Source organism: Methanococcus aeolicus Nankai-3 (genome assembly GCF_000017185.1).
Classification (GTDB): Archaea; AGJL01; Methanococci; order Methanococcales; family Methanococcaceae; genus Methanofervidicoccus; species Methanofervidicoccus aeolicus.
This window is the reverse complement of record NC_009635.1, coordinates 1158248-1179213: the sequence shown is the minus strand read 5'-3', so window position 1 is coordinate 1179213 and position 20966 is coordinate 1158248. Positions and strand designations below refer to the sequence as shown.

General features: G+C 30.4%; 22 protein-coding genes and 1 tRNA gene. 8 read left to right on the top strand and 15 right to left on the bottom strand.

The genetic code is table 11. The annotated features are described in order from the left end of the window. Positions 1 to 234: 234 nt before the first annotated feature. Positions 235 to 1725 carry a helicase HerA-like domain-containing protein gene (locus MAEO_RS05720; protein ID WP_011973842.1) on the bottom strand — a complete coding sequence of 497 codons (1491 nt, stop codon included), beginning with the start codon at positions 1723 to 1725 and terminating at the stop codon, positions 235 to 237. A 31-nt stretch (positions 1726 to 1756) separates the two neighbouring features. After that, the gene (gene gatE, locus MAEO_RS05715; protein WP_048062518.1) at positions 1757 to 3670 is read right to left on the bottom strand and encodes a Glu-tRNA(Gln) amidotransferase subunit GatE; all 1914 of its coding nucleotides are present in this window, start codon (positions 3668 to 3670) and stop codon (positions 1757 to 1759) included. Positions 3671 to 3843: 173 nt separating this feature from the next. Here gatE and MAEO_RS05710 point away from each other — a divergent pair, with 173 nt between their 5' ends. The 7 genes from MAEO_RS05710 (at position 3844) to MAEO_RS05680 (ending at position 7731) form a co-directional block, all read left to right on the top strand. After that, the gene (locus MAEO_RS05710; protein WP_011973840.1) at positions 3844 to 4170 is read left to right on the top strand and encodes an Sjogren's syndrome/scleroderma autoantigen 1 family protein; all 327 of its coding nucleotides are present in this window, start codon (positions 3844 to 3846) and stop codon (positions 4168 to 4170) included. 463 nt (positions 4171 to 4633) lie between these two features. After that, positions 4634 to 5215, top strand: a complete 582-nt coding sequence (locus tag MAEO_RS05705; protein ID WP_011973839.1) for an adenylate kinase — start codon at positions 4634 to 4636, stop codon at positions 5213 to 5215. Positions 5216 to 5342: 127 nt separating this feature from the next. Further along, entirely contained in the window at positions 5343 to 5939 is a 597-nt protein-coding gene (locus MAEO_RS05700; RefSeq protein WP_011973838.1) for a DUF106 domain-containing protein, read from the top strand. Between the two features lie 146 nt (positions 5940 to 6085). Next, positions 6086 to 6172: transfer RNA gene (locus MAEO_RS05695), tRNA-Ser, on the top strand. Between the two features lie 436 nt (positions 6173 to 6608). After that, complete coding sequence (locus MAEO_RS05690) at positions 6609 to 6878, top strand: 50S ribosomal protein L34e (protein ID WP_011973837.1); 270 nt, start codon at positions 6609 to 6611, stop codon at positions 6876 to 6878. Between the two features lie 9 nt (positions 6879 to 6887). After that, a complete protein-coding gene (gene cmk / locus MAEO_RS05685) occupies positions 6888 to 7424 on the top strand; it encodes a (d)CMP kinase (protein WP_011973836.1) in 537 nt (178 codons plus the stop codon). Between the two features lie 73 nt (positions 7425 to 7497). Further along, positions 7498 to 7731, top strand: coding sequence for a 50S ribosomal protein L14e (locus MAEO_RS05680; RefSeq protein WP_048062389.1), 234 nt, complete (start codon positions 7498 to 7500; stop codon positions 7729 to 7731). A gap of 120 nt (positions 7732 to 7851) precedes the next feature. On the opposite strand, the gene MAEO_RS05675 is transcribed toward MAEO_RS05680, so the two are convergent. Next, a complete protein-coding gene (locus MAEO_RS05675; RefSeq protein ID WP_048062388.1) occupies positions 7852 to 8253 on the bottom strand; it encodes a pyridoxamine 5'-phosphate oxidase family protein in 402 nt (133 codons plus the stop codon). 286 nt (positions 8254 to 8539) lie between these two features. Between MAEO_RS05675 and MAEO_RS05670 the strand changes: the two genes are divergently transcribed. Continuing rightward, positions 8540 to 10546 carry a molybdopterin biosynthesis protein gene (locus MAEO_RS05670; protein ID WP_011973833.1) on the top strand — a complete coding sequence of 669 codons (2007 nt, stop codon included), beginning with the start codon at positions 8540 to 8542 and terminating at the stop codon, positions 10544 to 10546. 36 nt (positions 10547 to 10582) lie between these two features. Here MAEO_RS05670 and MAEO_RS05665 read toward each other — a convergent pair whose 3' ends face one another. The 12 genes from MAEO_RS05665 to MAEO_RS05610 form a co-directional block, all read right to left on the bottom strand. Beyond that, on the bottom strand, positions 10583 to 11161 hold the full coding sequence (locus MAEO_RS05665) for an RraA family protein (protein WP_011973832.1): 579 nt from the start codon (positions 11159 to 11161) through the stop codon (positions 10583 to 10585). A gap of 70 nt (positions 11162 to 11231) precedes the next feature. Further along, entirely contained in the window at positions 11232 to 11984 is a 753-nt protein-coding gene (trpA, locus tag MAEO_RS05660) for a tryptophan synthase subunit alpha (RefSeq protein ID WP_011973831.1), read from the bottom strand. 60 nt (positions 11985 to 12044) lie between these two features. Beyond that, positions 12045 to 12788, bottom strand: a complete 744-nt coding sequence (locus MAEO_RS07760) for a P-II family nitrogen regulator (protein ID WP_011973830.1) — start codon at positions 12786 to 12788, stop codon at positions 12045 to 12047. 124 nt (positions 12789 to 12912) lie between these two features. Beyond that, positions 12913 to 14082, bottom strand: a complete 1170-nt coding sequence (gene trpB / locus MAEO_RS05650) for a tryptophan synthase subunit beta (RefSeq protein ID WP_011973829.1) — start codon at positions 14080 to 14082, stop codon at positions 12913 to 12915. Positions 14083 to 14172: 90 nt separating this feature from the next. Then, positions 14173 to 14805 (bottom strand): phosphoribosylanthranilate isomerase, encoded by a 633-nt coding sequence (locus tag MAEO_RS05645; protein WP_011973828.1) that lies wholly within the window; start codon positions 14803 to 14805, stop codon positions 14173 to 14175. Between the two features lie 4 nt (positions 14806 to 14809). Beyond that, entirely contained in the window at positions 14810 to 15400 is a 591-nt protein-coding gene (locus MAEO_RS05640; protein WP_011973827.1) for an aminodeoxychorismate/anthranilate synthase component II, read from the bottom strand. A gap of 228 nt (positions 15401 to 15628) precedes the next feature. Continuing rightward, the gene (locus MAEO_RS05635; RefSeq protein ID WP_011973826.1) at positions 15629 to 17035 is read right to left on the bottom strand and encodes an anthranilate synthase component I; all 1407 of its coding nucleotides are present in this window, start codon (positions 17033 to 17035) and stop codon (positions 15629 to 15631) included. Positions 17036 to 17037: 2 nt separating this feature from the next. Beyond that, positions 17038 to 18015, bottom strand: a complete 978-nt coding sequence (gene trpD / locus MAEO_RS05630; protein WP_048062515.1) for an anthranilate phosphoribosyltransferase — start codon at positions 18013 to 18015, stop codon at positions 17038 to 17040. 234 nt (positions 18016 to 18249) lie between these two features. After that, positions 18250 to 18936: an indole-3-glycerol phosphate synthase TrpC gene (trpC, locus tag MAEO_RS05625; protein ID WP_011973824.1), complete on the bottom strand. Its 687-nt coding sequence runs from the start codon at positions 18934 to 18936 to the stop codon at positions 18250 to 18252. A gap of 430 nt (positions 18937 to 19366) precedes the next feature. Further along, positions 19367 to 20065 (bottom strand): DUF4013 domain-containing protein, encoded by a 699-nt coding sequence (locus tag MAEO_RS05620; protein ID WP_011973823.1) that lies wholly within the window; start codon positions 20063 to 20065, stop codon positions 19367 to 19369. Then, the gene (locus MAEO_RS08100; protein WP_011973822.1) at positions 20055 to 20537 is read right to left on the bottom strand and encodes a DUF2085 domain-containing protein; all 483 of its coding nucleotides are present in this window, start codon (positions 20535 to 20537) and stop codon (positions 20055 to 20057) included. The genes MAEO_RS05620 and MAEO_RS08100 overlap by 11 nt, the downstream gene beginning before the upstream one ends. Next, a complete protein-coding gene (locus MAEO_RS05610) occupies positions 20534 to 20956 on the bottom strand; it encodes a hypothetical protein (protein WP_011973821.1) in 423 nt (140 codons plus the stop codon). Before MAEO_RS05610 ends, MAEO_RS08100 begins: the two co-directional genes overlap by 4 nt. Positions 20957 to 20966: the final 10 nt, after the last annotated feature.

The following is a 20966-nucleotide window of genomic DNA, read 5'->3' as shown; positions in this document are numbered from 1 at the left end:
ACCATCTACGATTAAAAGCTGAAATCTAACCTATTATCAATAAATTAAGAAATTTGTTTACAAAAGCTATGCTTTTGTACAAAATCCTAAAAGGATTTTATTTAATAATTCTCAAAACTCCGAAGGAGTTTTTACGATATGTAATAATCAGAGATTATTGAATCCCGGGGGGACCTCAAAATTCCAGGGGAATTTTTACTATAGGACAAATAAAGGACAGTTATTGAAGATTAACTATAAATCTCCATACATATCTTCTGAATAAAGTCTTTTTTCATTATTTTCATTATTATAATTGTTCTTCCATATATTTACAATATCAATATCTTCTCCCTTATATTCTCCATCAAATTTATCTATTTTTACAATTGCAGGAATTTTTAAACAAGGCCCTATAATCACAGCCTCTCCAATATTCAAACTGGGCAATTGTTTTAATAAATCTTCACTTAAATTCTCAGAGGCATGTTGAACATGGGATTGGTCAGAAGGTTCTATTAATTTAGATATAATTAAATTGTTGCATTGGGATAATGATTCCTGGTCAAGAGTTTTGGGCCTTTGGGATACAAGACATATCCCAACTCCAAATTTTCTACCTTCCCGAGCTATTCGGGATATATAATATTTTGATTTTGTATTTCTATTTTGTGGCACTATTAAATGTGCCTCCTCAAATATTAAAAATACAGGTTTTGGTTCATTATTTCTAAATGATTTTTTTCTATTCTTTAAAATCTCTTTTGAAAAGTAAGAAATAATAATATCCATATCATTTTCATCTAATCCATCTAATGGCAGTATGTTAATATGTCCGTCTTTTATTTCCTCTATTGGATTATAATGTAGTCTAATAATGTGATTTTTAAATTGAAGCATATCCTCCAATCTAAATATGGCAGTTTGAATACTTTCCGCATCTCTTTTATTAATCTCAATATATGATTCCAATTCAAATATTATTGAATTTACATAATCTTCCGCAGAATTGAAATCAACTTCCTTATATTGTTTTTTAACCGATTTTATTGCCTTATTAATATATGGTCGCTGTTTTGTGGCCTGTGCATCTACTCCCGCTAAATCACATAATGCACTACTACTTATATTAAATATATTTATTTGTGGTTCGACATTGTGAGTATTTAATATGTTGTTGCTGTTGTTTGATTTTATTTCTTTATACTCTCCATGAACATCAAAAACTACAACGGTTCCATTTAACTTATTTAATTCGGATAATAACACCGATACTGTGTTTGATTTTCCCATTCCGGTAATTGCCAATATTGCCAAGTGCCGAGAGCATAATTTATTGACATCAAGGCATACGGGAACCTCTCTTGATATCAATTTGCCTATTTTTAAATGCCCATCTGAAAACATATTTTTTAATGAATCATCGTCGGCAATATATACTTCTGTTCCTGGTTTTGGTGGCACCCTTGGAATTTCTTTATTTTCAATATCTCCCAATACCTTTATTTTTCCCATAATATAGTAGGAATCTTCATTTTCTAGGTTTTTTAATTTTATTAAATCATTTACGCTTAATACTTCATCAAATACTGGGCAACCCTGCACAACACTTTCAACCATTCCCAGTATATTTTTATTCTCATATTTTATTAAGACATACCCCCCAATTTCAGGCATACCCAATGATAAAAAGCTTAATTCTGTATTGGTGGTTTCACCAATAATATATCCCAATATCTCATTCATATTTTCCCTTTTAAGTTTAATATATTATTTATTATTTATTTGCCTTTTCCATTAATTTATTTTTTAACACGGTGTTTATAATTTTTCCATCGGCTTTACCTCGGAGCTCCGCCATACATCTACCCATCAACATACCCATAGCACCCATACCTTTACTATTTACAACTTCTATGTTTTGATTTATTATATTTTCAATTATTTCTTCAACTTCCTCTTTTGAAAGTGATTTCAATCCTTTTATTTCTAAAATTTTATCTAAATCTTCATTAGGATATTCTATAAATCCTTTTAATATATCTACAATAGCTTCTTTTGAAGTTTTTGCTTCTGCCAATCCACTAAATACCATATCAAAATGTTGTTTTGTTAGTCCGTCAGTATTATGTCCTTCCCTTTTAATTTCTCTCAGCGTAGCTTCAAGGGTGGTGGCTATTAGCGTAGGTTTTATAGTGTTATGATTTTTGCATAACTCTTCAAACATATTTACTTTATATGAGGAAACCATAATATTTGCCAAATCCTCATTTAATTCATATTCTTTTATAAATCGTTTTAATTTTGTTTCTGGCATCTCTGGTAAATTGTCTTTTATGCTCTGAATATATTCCTCCTCTAAATAAATAGCTGGAATATCTGTTTCAGGATACATTCTCGCCGAACCTGCAAGTGGCCTTAAATAAGAGGTATTTCCATTTTCCAAGGCTTTTCTGGTTTCTTCTGGAACCCCTAAGATCGCCTCTTCCGCTCTGGTTAATATGGCATTTAAGGCATTATCTACTTTATTATTTTCATCTGCCACCAATACAATGGCATCCTGTTCTGTAATTGATATTATGCTGTTTATATATTCTTTCAATAATTTTACTTCTTCCCCTGTTATGCCGTAATGTGGGAGCTCATCGGTGTGGAATAATCCTCCAACTCCTGCAATGATTTTTGCCCGGTCTGATAATTCAGTTCCCAACCTTCTACCTTCCTGAATTTCTTTTCCAACAAGTCCTCCAAATCCTTTTAATACTACTGCCTTAATTTTTCCATTTTTCTTTTTTAAAGCACTTTTTAATACTTTTGAATTAGTATTCTTTAATAATTCTGTAATATCTATTATGTTGTGTATGGCTTCGGCATTTCTTTCCTGCAATGTTTTTGCTATTTCTATTAAATTCATCTGCCTTATTACTTCATTTTCAATAACTTTTTCAATTAAATCAAGATTTTGGACTCCTTTTGCTTCAATTCTTGCACCATTTTTTATGGATACATTTACATCCTGCCTTATAGTGCCCAGCCCCCTTTTAGCCATTCCAGTTGCTCTTAATATGCTACCTATTCTTTTTGCACTTTCTTTTCCCATTTTGGGGTTAGTTATGTCGGGTTCTGTGGTTATCTCTAATAATGGTATTCCCAACCTATCCACTCTATATATTGTATAACTATCATTGCCCTCTATTTTTCTACATGCATCCTCCTCTAAACAAAGGCTGGTTATTCCTACTCTCCCGTGCTCTGTTTCAATAAATCCATCCTGGGATATATAGGCTGTTCTTTGAAATCCGCTAGTATTTGAACCGTCAATTACTATTTTTCTCATTGTCTGTATTTCATTAACTGCCTCCATATTCATTAAATAAGATACTTCCAAGGCTGTTTTTATGGCTTCTTCTGAGGGAGCATGTGGAGGTTCTTCGTCCAATTCCACAAGACAGGTTGTATCATTATAATATTGGTAAATATTTTTTTTGCCTTTTTTGGATTCAATAAGTGCGGCTTTATCAATTTCTCCCATTTCGCTCTGGGATGTTCGTAATGTTCGTTGTATTTCTCCGTCTGGGCTGTCCTCTCGTATTAATGTGGGACAATTACAAAAAAGTTTTCTTTTGGTGTTTAATTGTTGGTGTATTTCTAATCCTACTTTTAATCCTAATTCATTGTAATTTAATTCCATATTTATCATGCCTCTCCTATAATCTTTATACTCTTCCTTTAATAAGATATATGCTATAAAATACATTATAACTATATATTGTTCTAATTCAATATATTATTAATATTGATTAAAATTATAAATTATATGATATAAATAAACTACCAATATATAAAATAATTTGCGGTGAGTTGATGGATTTTGTAAAAATGGCATCCAAGGAAATGTTTAAAGGTTCGAAAATGCTTTCCAAACATTGTGATGTTTGTGGAGCTCCCATGTTTGAAGACAAAGAAGGCAATGAATATTGTCCCCAATGTAATCATGAGGATAAAATAACAAACATGGACAACATAGATAAATCTACCAGCAATATTGATAACAATAACCATCAAGAAATATTAAATAAAAAAATAAATTATTTATTTGATAAATTAGATAATGAAACTGATATAAACAGAATAACTGAAATTGGAATTGCACTTAAAACTATAATGGAATTACGATATAAAGAAATATAGTCAATCTTCGGTCTCTTTCATTAAACTGCACAATTAAACTAAAATCTCTGTGGTATTAGAGAAAAACAAAGGAATTTGTTTACAAAATCTTCGATTTTGTACAAAATCCTAAAAGGATTTTGTTTACAAAAGCTATGCTTTTGTTTAATAAGTTGGGACAGATAAAGGACAGTTATTGAAGATTAACTATAAACGACAAATAAAAATAATAAATATATAATAAAATAAGCATAATAAATAGATAAATATATGCCCATTATCAAATAAAAAAATAATAAATAATATATATGTCATATAAATATAAATTGTAGTATGTTCGAGAACTTACCGTATAAAATACCGCAAAAATATTTATAATATATCTTATCGGTTAAATCAGAATATTCTTTCTGACATTTAAGAACAAATTTTTCGAACACACTATTGACGATTAATTATTTCAAATACAATATTAGGTGATTATATGGAGCACAAATTAGTGGTAGTTACAGGGGTACCCGGAGTAGGTGGAACTACAATAACCCAGAAAGCAATGGAGATATTAAAAGAAGAAAATATAAACTATAAAATGGTAAATTTCGGGACTGCAATGTTTGAAGTAGCTCAAAGTCAAAATATCGTAGAAGATAGGGACGAAATGAGAAAATTAGATGCAGATACCCAAAAAAGAATTCAAAAAATGGCAGGTAGGAAAATTGCTGAAATGGTAAAAGAACAGCCAATAGTAGTTGATACACACAGCACAGTGAAAACTCCAAAAGGTTATTTGGCAGGACTTCCTAAATGGGTTTTAGATGAATTAAATCCTAATATGATAGTTGTAGTGGAAACTACTGGGGATGAAATATTAATGAGAAGAATGAGTGACGAAACAAGAAAAAGAGACCTGGAAACAGCTAGCGATATAGAGGAGCATCAATTTATGAATAGATGCGCAGCAATGACATATGGTGTTTTAACTGGGGCCACAGTTAAAATAGTTAAGAATAAAAACGGATTATTGGATGAAGGAGTTGAGGAATTAGTTTCAATATTAAGATATTAATAAAATAAATGTTATAAAATTAATATATTATAATATATTTATTTATAATTAGATAATTATATATACTTCTTTTTTTATTTATTATTTAAACTAATATTTATTTATTATACTTTTTAAAGGAGATAAGATGTTTGACTCAATTTTTAATATGTTTTATGGTGCATTGGATTCAGTATTTATGCCAATTATAAAAAATATGCATCCTGCTATTGCCATATTGACTATGGCTTTCGTTGTATCTTTTATTATAAATTTAGCTACAAAATTGCTTGTAAATCAGAAAAGAATGGCTGAATTAAAGAAAGAAATTCAGGATTTTCAAGTTAAGGCAAGACAGGCACAAAAAGACCCTGATTTAATGGAAAAATTACAGGCAGAACAGCAAAAAATGATGGCATCTCAAATGGAAATGATGAAAATGAGTTTCAAACCTATGATATATACATGGGTGCCAATTATTGCTATATTTGCATATTTGAGGCATGTTTATGATTATAATGGAGTAATCCATTTGGCAAATAGTGGTTGGAATGGTGTTGTGGTGGAGCTCCCTGTAATTCTTTCAAAGATATTACTTGTGGGACCATTTCACTGGATTGGGAGTATATTTTACAAAGGTGGATTTGGTATAGTGGGGGATACGGCATTAGGCTGGCTTGGATGGTATATTTTATGCTCAATGGCTACTTCAATGATATTGAGGAAGGTTATGGGAATTAAATAATATTGATATAATATTATATATTTCTATTAATTTTTAGAACCCTACCAAAAAGTATATATATTACTTATTATATCTATAATTATGTGTGTTTAGAATAGTTATTATGATAATATATGATATAAACTACTAAAAATGCTTTAATTTGTGCAGAGGTGGTCGAGCTTGGACTATGGCGCCGGACTTGAAATCCGGTGGAGCTTTGCTCCGCAAGGGTTCAAATCCCTTCCTCTGCGCTTTTTATTTTAGGAGAATACATTTATAAATTTATATATTTTATTAGTAGATTTATATATGGTAAATCTTCGGTCTTTTTCACTAAACCGTCTTAAAGCTAAAATCTCTGCCCTATTACTAATAATGAGAAATTCAATAATTTCTCAAAACTCCGAAGGAGTTTTTACGATATGCAATAATCAGAGATTATTGAATCCCAGGGGGACCTCAAAATTCCAGGGGAATTTTTACAATAGGACGGATAAGGGACAGTTATTGAACTTACTATAATTTTAAAATAATGTTTTTGTTTTAAACTCTAAAAATAATAAAAAAATAATTATAATTAATTATATAAGGAGCTCCACCAATACCAGCAAAATATTTATATACTATAATTGCATACTAAATATACCATTTTAATACAAATTAAATGAAACACAAAGAGGTTATAATATGCCTGCTCCAAGATTTAAGTCAGGTTCATTCAAAAAAATTTCAAAAAGAGGTCCTGGAAACAAAACTCTCACACACCACAGAAGAAGTAAAGTTTCAAAAGCTAAATGTGGTGCATGTGGAGCTCTCCTTAACGGAGTTCCAAGAGGACGAAAAATAGAGATAGCAAAACTTTCAAAGACAGAGAAAAGACCAGAGAGACCATATGGTGGATTTTTATGTCCAAAATGTCTCAAAAGGTTAATGATTGAGAAAGCAAGAAACTTATAGGGTGCGATAATGATAATAACTATTGGAGGACTTCCGGGAACTGGAACCACAACCATAGCAAAGCTAATATCTGAAAAATATAATTTAAATCATGTTTGTGCAGGTTTTATTTTTCGAGATATGGCAAAAGAAATGGGTATGGGGCTCCAAGAATTTAGCAAGTATGCCGAAGAAAATCCTAATATTGACCATGAGATTGATAGAAAACAGGTCGAATTGGCAAAAGAAGGAAATATAGTTCTTGAAGGAAGACTTGCTACATGGATGCTCAAAAAAAATTCAGTTGAACCAACCATTTCAATATGGTTGAGGGCTCCTTCAATGGTTAGGTGTGAAAGAATAAGCGAAAGAGAATGCGAAGATATAAACACCGCACTAAATAAGATGATAAATAGAGAAAATAGCGAAAAGAAACGCTATAAAGAATTATATGACATAAATATAGATGATTTATCAATATATGATATTATTATAAATTCATCGGCATGGAATATAGAGGGCGTATTTAGTATTATAGATAGGGCAATAGCCAATAAATCTAAATAATAACTCATTCCTTGTTTGTAGGATGAATTACGGTTGGCGACGACCAGTAATAACAAAAAACTTAGGTGAGAATATGATAGCAGTAGAAGTAGGAAGAGTATGTGTTAAAACATTGGGAAGAGAAGCAGGAAACACCTGTGTAATTGTAGATGTATTAGACAAAAACTTTGTTGTAATCGACGGAAATGTAAAAAGAAGAAGATGCAACTTAAAACACCTCGAAGCAACCGATAAAACAGTTGAAATCGAGAAAGGGGCTTCAACAGAAGAGGCTAAAATGGCATTAGATACAGCAGGCTTATTATAAACCTTTTATTCTTTTTCTTTTTTTATTTTTAACATTGTAGATTTTTTAAATTTTAAAAATTATTATAAATTTTTCGGAGCTCCGAGTAAATATTTAAAAAAATAGATATAATAATATAATTTATTCATCTTTTAAAAGTAATTTTCCAGCATCTTCACCAGATTTTAAATTATATACTTCTTTTATTTTTATTACAATGGCCCCTTTTGGAATTTTGTTAAATTGTGCATCTATTTCTTTTGCAATTTCAAACCATTCCCCTTCTGTATGATATTCTGCAACTCCTTTGTATTGGAATGGATTTTCCCTACAATCAGCCGTAGCAATTGAAACATTTGGATTTTCTTTAATATTTTTTAATGTTTTAAGCATGAAATTATCGCATATAACAACAGTTTCATCATCTATTACTTTTAGCGCTTTCATAGGTGCTATATTTGGTATTCCGTCTTTTGAAGCTGTGCCAAGAAATACAATGGCTTCATTTAGTGATTTTTTCATTTCTTCGGTTAATTTTACCATTTTTACCATCGCCTATAATAATGTAGTTATATGATATTCGTTTGAACTTTTATAATATATATTATTATTATTATTATTATTATTATTATTTAAAAATTATATATTGTTATTATGTCGCATAATAAAAAATTTTTAAGACATTAAAGAACAAACCTTTAAACATACCATAGTTATAATATAACACATAATATAATAGAATACAATTACATTATTATTTATTCATATTATTTAAATTTATTAGGAGCTCCCAATTATCGTTATTATTAATTATATTTTTGGTGATATAATGAGATATTTAGAATTGAGTAGTATTGAAGAGGCTAAAAAGATAATAAATAAATTTTTAAATGAATTGCAGGACGATAAATACAATAAAGACAATAAAAATATTAATAACGATACCAATAATACTAACACGACTGATAAAGATAGCAATGACAAAAATAATGGCATAGAGGAAGTGGATTTATTTAATGCAGTAAATAGAATTTTGGCAGAGGATATAATTTCAAATGTAGATGTCCCACCATTTGACAGGTCAAAAATGGACGGATATGCCGTAAAATCAGAGGACACCTACGAAGCTGAGGAAGATGCCCCCATAACATTAAAAATAATTGATAGAATTAAGGCGGGGTCTTATTCCACAAAAGAATTAAAAAATAATGAATGCATGGAAATAGCAACAGGAGCTCCCATACCAAAAGGGGCGAATGCCGTTGTAATGGTAGAATATACGGAAACAGATAATAATAATGTAAAAATTTATAGGCCAGTTTCGCCACATGAGAATATTCAATATTGTGGTAGTGACATAATGGCAGGGGAGCTCCTTTTAAGAAAAGATACACCACTATCCCCAAGGGATATAGGGGCATTACCTTCAATTGGTAAAAGCAATATAAAAGTTTATAAAAAACCCCCCCACCATCATATAAAACAAGAATTAAAATCAAAAATAAATATTGGATTAATATCCACCGGAAACGAGCTAATAAGTCCAAATGAACCATTATCTCCCTATAAAATATATGATGTAAACACCTATACAATAGCTTCTTCAATAATTGAAAAAGGCTGGGATTTTAAATTTTACGGCATAGTTAAAGATAATGAGGAGGATTTAAAAAATAGTATTAAAAAAGCTTTACAGGGCAATAATGATATTATTATATTAAGTGGTGGAACTTCCGCAGGTGTTGGAGATTTAACTTCTAAAATAATTGAAGAATTGGGCGGGGAAATACTAATACACGGCATAAAGATAAAACCGGGAAAACCAACCATAATCGGGAAGATAGATAATAAATTAATAGTGGGACTTCCTGGGTATCCCACATCCTGTTTAACCATTTTTGATGTATTATTTAATGAAATGGGAAATAAACTAACAGGACTATTTCCAATTAGATATATGTCTTCAAAGGGAAGGACAGAATATTTGCCTGTATCTGTGATGCGGGAAAAAGATAATAACTATATAATTTACCCCATTACAAAGGGAAGCGGAGCCATAACCTCTTTAACCTATGCAGATGGATATATAGTAATTGATGAAAATAAGGAAATTCTGGAAAACGAAACTGTGGAAGTCCATTTATTTGGAAATATTAAATTTGGGCTCAATATAATCGGTAGCCATTGCATAGGAATTGACGAAATATTAAGAAAAGGGCATATTTTTGCCAAAACAATAAATGTTGGTTCTTTGGGTGGATTAATGGCAATTAAACGAGGGGAAGCAGATATTTCAGGTATTCACCTATTGGACGAAAGGGCAAAAGAGGGGGAGGAACCATACAATATATCATTTATTAAAAAATACAAACTTAAAGATGTGGCATTGGTTAGAGGATATGTTAGAAAACAAGGTTTTATGTTTAGAAAGGAGCTCCCAATAAATAATATTGAAGAATTAAAAAATAATATTGAAAATTATAAATTTATTAATAGAAATAAGGGGGCAGGAACTAGATTATTATTTGATAAATTTTTAAAAGAGAATAATATTAATAAATCAAAGATAAATGGCTATAATATTGAAGCAAAAACTCATTCAGCAGTTGGGGCTTCCGTTGTTATGGGTAAAGTGGATATTGGAGTGGGAATTGAAACAATAGCAGAAAAATATGGATTAAAATTTATGCCTATTGGGGACGAATATTACGATTTTCTCATTAAAAAAGATAAATTAAAAGATAAAGAGGTTCAAAAATTCATTGAAACCTTAAAAACCATAGAATTACCATTTAGGAAATCAGAAAACACTGGAAAAATAATATATGAATGTTAAAAAATTACAATGAAAATTCAAATCCGAAAGATTTAATCATAATCCTAAAATATCCTTTAAATCCATTCCTCTCATTATTTTATTTTTTATTGATTCTTCTTTCTTTTTTATGTTTTTAACATTTTCAATAATATTATTTAGCTCTTCCCTTTTTATCACTGCTACGCCGTTACAATCTCCAACAATAATATCATTTGGATTTATTTGGACATTTTCAATTGTTATGGGGATATTTATTTTTCCATGGTTAAGTGGAGCTCCGGCATTAGGTTTAAATGATTTGGAAAAAATAGGAAAATTTAATTTTTGGAGCTCCTCAATATCCCTAACAGAGCCATTTATTATTACTCCCTTGACTCCTTTTATTTTTGCATTTAATGTTGCTAATCCTCCCCATATTGCCCTATCGTTCCCTACAACGGTTACCACTATTATTTTATTTTTGCTTTGGGCTATAGCTTTTATGGGAGCTCCCCAATCATCGTCTGTGGTATTTACAGTTATAGCTTCACCAATAATTAGCTTTTGAGTGGGGTTTATGGGTTTAATATCTTTTAAAACCTCTGCCCCAGCATCGCATATATTGGGAACAGAGCTATTTTTTAGAGTTTTCATAAAATATCTCTCTATTTTGCATATGTTATTTTTGTTATTATTGTCATCACTATTTTAATAATGAAACCAATTATTTAGTGCCTTCTTTTAATTCCTTAGCTTTCGCTTCAAGCCTTTTTATAGTTTCTTCTGAATCTCCGAACTCTTCTATTATTTTTACATAGGCACTACCTACAATAACTCCATCGGCACCATTATTTACAAACGATTCAACATGTTCCTTTTTAGAAATTCCAAATCCAACATAAATCGGGTTTTTACATACTTTTTTTGTATTTTTCAAAAAGTTTAAAGCTTCTTCTGAAACTCCCTCCCTAGTTCCTGTTGTTCCATAAACAGATACAAGATATACAAATAATGAACTTGCATCATCAATCTTTTTTAGTCTCTCCTCTGTTGTATTCGGAGCTCCAAGGAAAACTGTTTTAATATTGTATTTTTTACATATATTTAAATAATCTGTTGCATCTTCAACTGGTAAATCTACCACAATAAGCCCATCTCCTCCCGCTTCTTTAAGTGATTTTATAAAGTTTTCAACTCCTCTAAAATAAACCGGGTTGTAGTATGTCATTACCACAATTGGGGTGGAGTTGGTTTTTCTAAATTCTTTTATTATATCAAATACCTTCGAAACTTTCATTCCATTATTTAATGCCCTAATGTCGGCCTGTTGTATTGCACTTCCATCAGCCATCGGGTCGCTAAATGGTATTCCTAACTCTATAATATCGGAATACTTTGCCAGAGCCTTCATATATTTTATTGTAGCCTCTGTATTTGGGTCACCTGCAACAATGAAGCTAACAAGTTTTTTATCCATTATATCCCTCGTTATATATTTATTTTATATAAAATTTAATAATATGATTAATAATATAATTTAATAAACTATAATTGATATGGTATGTTCTGCATTGCCGTTAATTGAATTTAAAATATTTTTGGATTTATTTCGTATGGAATTTATATTTATGCCTTTTTTAATAAATCCAAATGTCTTTTTAGGTATTAATATTATATTGCAATTATAATAATATTTGCCATAATTATAATCCACTTCAATATCTACTTTATAGTCCAATAAAATATCCTGTTCTTTAAGTAATCCAAATAAATCATTATTTAATTTATCAATTGCTATTTTTTCTAAGTCTCGGAGCTCCCTGCCATCGGGCTTAAAGGCTTCTTCTAATAAGGAATCAACATAATCATCATCAGGCAAATTAATTCGGAGCTCCCTCAACAATTTTTCTCTTTCGCTATTTACAGGTTCTGCAAAACTATCATTATTTTTATCCTTATTATTTTCGGAGAATCTATCAACAGTATCATATACAAATATTTTTCCATCTCCAAATTCGCCAGTTTTTGCATTATTCCTTATAATATTGATTATATTGTCTAAATCTTCATTATTTATGGTCAATTCTATTTTATTTTTTATTTTCATTGTATTTTTTATAAACTTATGCCCCCTATAATTTCTAATAGTTGTATTTTCCAAGTTTTGCCTTTGCCCTGTAACTTCTGAAAGGATAAATTCTCCTTTATATCCAAAATCTACAAGTGCGGCGATTACGGCATTGGTTTTTTCAGGCCTTACAATGGCTTCTACAATATACATTTTATCACCTGTAATCAATATACACACTTTTAATAATTGTATTTATAATAACACATATTTTACAATGATGATGATATGAATAAATAATAATGGATTATAAATAGATAATATTATATATCATATATTAAAACTCAATGAAATTCATAACGGTATGTATGTCTTTATCTCCTCTGCCCGATAAATTAATAATAATTATTTCATCTTTATCCATTTCTTTGGCAATTTTCATACCATGGGCAACAGCATGGGAAGATTCAAGAGCTGGGATAATTCCTTCGGTTTTTGACAATGTTGAAAAAGCATCAAGTGCCTCAACATCGGTAATTCCTGCATATTCTACTCTTTTAATTTCATCTAAATAAGCATGTTCTGGACCTACTCCTGGATAATCTAAACCTGCGGAAATACTGTATGTTTCGGCTATTTGTCCATCATCATCTTGTAAAAACTTGGATAGCATACCATGTAAAACTCCCTTTTTACCTTTTAATATTGCTGCTCCGTGCCTATCTGTGTCAAGTCCTTCACCCGCTGCCTCAACACCAATTAATTTAACTTCTTTATCCTGTTTAAATTCATTAAATATTCCAATAGAATTACTTCCTCCCCCCACACAAGCTACAATACTATCTGGAAGTCGTCCTTCTGCCTCTAATATTTGCTTTTTAGCTTCTTTACCAATTACTGACTGGAAATCTCTAACCATTGAAGGGAATGGATAAGGACCAACAGCTGAACCAATAATATAATGGGTATCTTCAAAGGTCTCAACCCAATCTCTAAGTGCTTCATTTATGGCATCTTTTAATGTTTTTGAACCAGATTGAACGGCATGAACCTCTGCACCGTGCAACCTCATTTTATAAACATTTAATTTTTGTCTTTCAACATCTACTGCTCCCATATATATTTTAGCTTTAAGTCCAAATAGAGCTCCAACCATTGCCGTAGATAGCCCATGTTCTCCTGCTCCTGTTTCGGCAATAATTCTTGTTTTGCCTATTCTTTTAGCAAGTAGTGCCTGTCCTAAACTATTGTTTATTTTGTGAGCTCCCCCCAATAATAAATCCTCTCTTTTTAGGTATATTTTAGCTCCTCCCATCTTTTTTGTTAGGTTTTCAGCAAAATATAATGGGGTCTCCCTTCCAGCATATTGTTTTAAGTAGTATTCAAGCTCTTCTTTAAATTCTGGGTCATCTTTGTATTTTTTATATGCTTTTTCCAATTCTTTTAATGACGGCATAAGCACCTCAGGCACATATTGACCTCCATATTCTCCGAATTTATATTCCATAACATCACCGATTATTTATTAAATAAATTTTATAATCATTTATTATAATTATTCATTATATATTCTTATTATATTATAATTAATAATATTTTATTTATCATTATATTTTAAATTTTTAATAAATAATTTAATTAATTCCTCGTCTTTTTTATTATCTTTTTCTACTCCACTACTTAAATCCACACCACAGGGTTTAATAATTTCTACAATTTCTTTAACATTATATGGATTTAATCCGCCTGCAAGGACTATATCAATTTTTTCCGATAATATTTTACTAATCCTTAAATCATGGGTTTTTCCCGTTCCTTTCCCTGTATCCAACAATATTTTATCTACTATATTGTCATATTGCATAATATCATTTATTAAATTTTCAGCATCTTTTTCGGGATTTGGGCTAATACTGGGCACTTTAAAGGCTTTTATTATATTGACATTATAATTATTTTTTAATTTTATAATCTCATTTAAATCCATATTGCTGTGGATTTGTATATATTTTGTGCCTGTTTTTTCTATTATTTTCGCCCAATCGTCATATGTATTTACCGTGGATACGGCATAAATGGGAATTTTAGCGATTTCTATTAATTCCTTAGCTTTTTCAAAAGATATTTCTCTTTTTGAAGTACTTTTTAATATAACGCCTGTGGCATCGGCATATTTTTCAACTATTTTCAATTCTTCAACTGTTTTAATACCGCATATTTTAATAAACATTTTATCACTTTTTATATGTCAGTGCCATATCTACAAAATTTTTAATAATCTTTAAACCTTCTTTATCCTCCCATTCAGTCAATACACTTTCAGGGTGGAATTGAACTCCCTCAATAGGTTTAGTTTTATGCCTAATGCCCATAATTATTTCTTTATCTGTATCAATTGTAGTTGCTGTAATTTCAAAATCCTCCGGAGCTCCAAGAACTGCAAGAGAATGATACCTACCAACTTCCAACGGATTTTTAATATCTTTGAATATTGTTTTTCCATCATGTTTAATTTTATTAGATTTTCCATGAACTGGCGGTATTTTTCCTACTTTTCCGCCAAATATATGTGCTATCATTTGATGCCCTAAACAAACTCCCAATATAGGAATATCCATATTTTTTATAATTTCTGGACAGTTTTCTACATCTCTTTTTTTATTGGGAGCTCCGGGACCTGGGGATATAATAATACCATCGGGATTTATTTTTTTAACTTCTTCAAGTGTTATGGTGTTTGGAACAACCTTCATTTTATCATAAAAAGACACATATTCCGCTAAATTCCAAACAAATGAATCCTTGTTGTCAATAATTAAAATCATAATATTTCACCTGTTAATTTTTAGGCTCCAAAACGAACGAAGTGAGTTTTGGATTGGTTCAAACCTTTTCGAGCAATAGGAGTAATCAGAAAAATCTTTTGGTTTTTACTGCCTACGGCATCGTATAACTTGACAAAACCTTTTCAATGTTTTGTAAGTCAGCTAATCCAAAGGATTAGCTTCGAATTCACAAAGTGAATTTTGAGATTTTTAAAGGTTTGCTCTTTACTATCTATATTCCTTTACAATATCAAAAGCCCTCATAACCGCAGCTATTTTTCGTTCTGTTTCCAAATATTCATTTTCTGGTTCAGAATCAGCCACAATTCCGCCCCCTACTCTTAATCTAATTGTGCCATCTTTTTCCATTTCTGCGGTTCTTATGGTAATTGCCGTATCAGCACAGCCATTTGGTGAGAAATATCCAACAGCTCCACCATATGCTTTTCTTCGTGATTTTTCAATTTCGTCAATTATTTCCATTGCCCTATATTTCGGAGCTCCCGTTAATGTCCCAGCAGGAAATGCCGCTTCGATTGCATCATAAGGACTATAATTATTTCGGAGCTCCCCAATTACCTCACTTTCAATATGTTGAATATGACTATATTTCAATACTTTAAAGAAACTTTGGAGCTCCACGCTTCCAGATTTACACACTTTTCTAACATCATTTCTAGCTAAATCCACCAGCATCATATGTTCGGCTCTTTCCTTTTCATCTTTAAGTAGGAGCTCCGCAAGTTTTTTCGATTCTTCGTCAGTTTTTCCCACTTTCGTACTTCCAGCAATGGGATTTATTTGCAATATGTTGTTTTCAACAGATGCCATAGTTTCAGGGGAAGCTCCTACAAGACTTTTATTTTCAAATTCCAACAAAAACATATAGGGAGATGGATTTATTTCCCTTAGATTTTTATATACTTTAAATGGTGAATAATCGCTATTTACTCTAAATTCCTTTGAAATAACAACCTGAAAGGCATCGCCCTCATATATATATTCCTTTGCCTTTTCTACCATATTATAATGTTCTTCCTTTGAAGCATCGCAACCTGCAATATTTGAACCTCCGTCTTTTTCCTCTTCTATTTCGTAGTTTTTTGCTCTTTTTATTATGGATTCGGCATTTTTTAATTCTTCGGGAGAGTTGTTATGTGTTAAATAATAATATCTTTTATAGGTGTGGTCATAAACAAAAACGCTATTATAATATCCAAATACAGAAGGCTCTTCAATATCTCCTCCAATATAGTTGTGAATACAGTCATAGGCAAAATATCCTAAAAATCCGCCTATAAATCTTTCTTTTGAATCCAAATTTTTAATATTGACATTCATTTCGTCGCTTATTTCTTTTAATGATTGAAATGGGTTGGAATTATTTGAATAAGTAGAATTATCTATTTTTGTTTTATTTTTAATATTTACAATAAATTCAGGGTTTGCAGAAATATATGTAAATCTCGCCTTTGAGTGGTGTTTATCTCTTGATTCCAATATAAACGGGTTAATTCCTTCCTCCCTCAATAATCCATATAATTTTAAAGGTTCTACAAAATCAAAATTTTTTCTAATTATCTGTTTTTTTGAGTTTTCATCTGTTATGTTGTTTGTAGTCGTTTTATCTGTCATAACTATTCCCCGTATTTTTGTATTTCTTTTAATTTTTTTAATACAGTTCCATTATCAATTACTTCTTTTGCAAGTTTTAGCCCTTCTTTATAGTCCTTTGCTATATTTGAAGCATAAAGTGCAGCGGCAGCATTTAATAATATAAAATCTCTATCCTCATTTATTGTTCCTGAAAATATTTTAATTATTCTTTTTGCACTTTCATCTGGACTATTGCACGGAATGGGGTTTGAAGGAGTTAATCCAATATCTTTTGGATGTATTTTATAGATTTTATTTTCCTCATTTTCATTTATTTCGCAAATTGTAGAGTAATCATTTGGGTTTAACTCATCTAATCCATTTCCATAAACCACAAGAGCTTTTTTAACTCCAAGTAATTTTAAAGCATCTCCAACTTTTTCAACTAAATCAAGTGAATTTACGCCCATAATTTGATAATCTGGATTTGCAGGGTTTGCAAGTGGCCCTAATATATTAAATATCGTTTTTATTCCCAATTCTTTTCTAACTGGCATGATTTTTTTAAGTGCAGGATGGTAATTTGGGGCAAATAAAAACACAAAATTTGTTTTATCTATCATTTTTTTGGCTTCTTCGGGGTTGCAGTCCTTTTTTATATTTAGGGCATCAAGCACATTGGCAGAGCCACTTTTTGAAGTGATGGAGACATTACCATGTTTTGCGACCTTTGTAAAGCAAGATAATATAATGGATACAGCAGTGGATATATTTATGGTAGAATAACCATCTCCCCCAGTTCCGCAAGTGTCGGATATACCTTTCCCCAAATCAATTGCAATTGCATTATCTCTCATAGCTTTTGCAAAACCTGCTATTTCGTTGGCAGTAAATCCTTTTGTTTGAAGTGCGGACAAATAGGCACCAATTTTTATTTCGCTTTCATTCAATAAATCATTAAACAAATCGTATGATTCTTCATAGGATAAATCTTCTCTGTTTATTATCTTATTTAGCATCATTTTTTACCTCTTAAATTTGAATGGGGAATATGGAATATAAATGGAGCTCCCATCTTTAACCAATAATACAATTTATATAGTCAATCTTCGGTCTTTTTCAGATAACATATTCTAAAGCTAATATCATTGTATTACAAGATTTATTTACAAAATCTTCGATTTTGTATAAAATCCTAAAAGGATTTTGTTTAATAACAATAGGACGGATAAGGGACAGCTATTGAAGATTAACTATAATTTCGCATCTACAAATGATTTAACAAATTCTTCAATATTTTTAGCTTTCATAAAACTTGTTCCAATTAGTGCGGCATCGGCATATTTCAATGCCATTCTTAAATCCTCGATTGTTCCTATTCCACTTTCACTAACAAAAACCATATTTTTTGGAATCAATGGGGCAAGCTGTTCCGTAAGGGATACAGTTCCATCGTCCAACTCTAATTTTGTAATGTCCCTGTTATTTACTCCTATCATTGTGCTGTTTGTTTCCTTAGCTATATCTATCTCCTCTTTATTATGGACTTCAACAAGCGTATCTAATCCGTGTTCAAGGGCATAATCTACAAATTCAGCTGTTTCTTCCTTTAATAGTCGTGCTATTAATAATATTGCCCCCCCTTCAACTTCTGCGGTTTTTTCAATTTCATCCTTTGTAGTTATAAAGTCTTTTCTTAAAACAGGGAGCTCCGTGTTTTTACATATTTTTTTGTACATTTCAAAATCTCCGTTAAAATGTTCTTTATCTGTGATGTATGATATTCCCGATGCTCCTGCATTTTCATATATTTTTAAAATATCCATTTCATCTCTTCTATTAATCATATCCCCATATTTTGGAGAATGAACTTTTATTTCTGCAATTATTGGGTTCTTGTTGTTATTTTTTGTGTTTAATATTGATTTAACCATTTTCATAATATCACCGATACAATATTTTAATTAATAATAGAATGTATTATAATACATAAATATATGAGTTAATAAATATAATTAGCATAATATTAAATTATAATATTATTTATTATACGCTGATTATTAAGTTTTAAAATTAATATTTTTATCATTACTGTATATTATAATAAATACACTAACGACTATTTATAAAAATCCACACCATCTCCAAGATACATTGGAATGGTTGTTAAAAAAAGAATCCATTTTATATATGTTTGATATTTTCGCTCTATTTATGTCTGATACAGTTTCCATATTTACACTTTATTGAAAAATTATAATAAATTATAATAAATTATAATTAGAATAATAATTATATTTTATGATATATATAATTTTTTGATGTTATGCCATATTATTATTTAATTTATTTATCTATTTTTTATTTAATTTATTTATTTAATTCATTAACGCCTTTTAAATATATTTTTCCGTAGAAATACCCTGATACTGTGGTGATATAATACATTAACATCCCAAATATCCAAATAGCCACTGGTATTAATATAACAGTCATTGCAAATATTAATGCCACCATGTATATTATTACTTCCAATATTACTATTGCAATAGTCAGTATGATATAGAATATTAAAATATCAAGCCATGTTTTTTTCAATATGCTAAATAGGGTTTTAAATTCAAATATTGACGATAATTTACCTGTATTGACATAATGAGATAGTGCAATTGGAATGATTAATGCAAATAATATACTACATAGCATATATAAAATCAAAAATAATATAAAAATTAACATCATCATAACGCCAAGTCCGGCTGTTTTATCATCAAGGATTAATAAAAAACTCCCTCCTAAAAATACATAGCCAATTATCAGCAGGGAAATCGGAATTATTATGTATATTGATATAATTACTATTCCGATAATCCCCTCAATAAACTGATTAACAATATTAAATTCGGGTGATTTATCTTCGACCCCGCCTAAAACAAGTTTTATCGTGTCTATCATATATCCATATAATGCCAAATTGAGAATTGGTATTGCTCCAATTATTCCTCCGATGGCAAGTTTCTTTTTCCAATTTTCGTCGTTAAACATATATTTAAATGATTCAGATATCATTATACCCCTCTAACTTTTTTAAGAGTCCATCGGCAATACTTAAAAACACAGGAAGTATATAAAACACCCCAATAAATCCAGCCATAAATCCCGTAATTAACCGCAGTTCATTAAAACTCTCCCTTAATCCTATTAGCTGGGTAGTTCCATCAATCCCCATCGGTATCAATGCCATAATTAAATACCACTTGTTGGGAGTTTTGAAATTATTCAATTTCTTTACAATTGGATAAATTAGCATTCCTAATAAAAATCCTGTGTATATCCCAAAACATCGGGCACAAACTGCCATTTTGTGCTCAAAAATGAAAAAACTTCTTTGTGAAAGCTGATGACATATTTGAGAATATATGTAGTATATAAATAAGGATATTCCAGAATTTATGTCATATAAATAAGGAGCTAAAAAAATTCCGATGTAAAAAATACAAAATAAAAATAGGAATAAGAGATAAATAATATATTGCCTCATTCTTTCAACTTAATATATATTATTGCACCAATTGCTCCAAATATTGCACCAAGCACTATGTAAACAGGTATTGATATAACCCCACCTACCATACTTCCTACCATGTTCTGTGTTGCCATATCCGATGGCATTCCTATCAGTGGCATTAACGATGCATTGAGTGCTGTTCCTATAACTAAACCAAGTATTCCGTTTATAAGTCCTGCAATTGCTCCACTACCTGCTCCTGCCAATGCGTAATCTTCCATTTCTAAACTCATGGTTTTTTGAGCTATTAAATATGCCGTAATTGCTCCCGAACCTGCATACAAAAGACAACAACAATTTAAACAGCTTATAATTGGAATTGCTGAAAGAACCCCTCCAATAACCCCTCCAATCAACACTGGTTTTAACATTAATTCACTGTCAAATTTCATAAGTACCTCC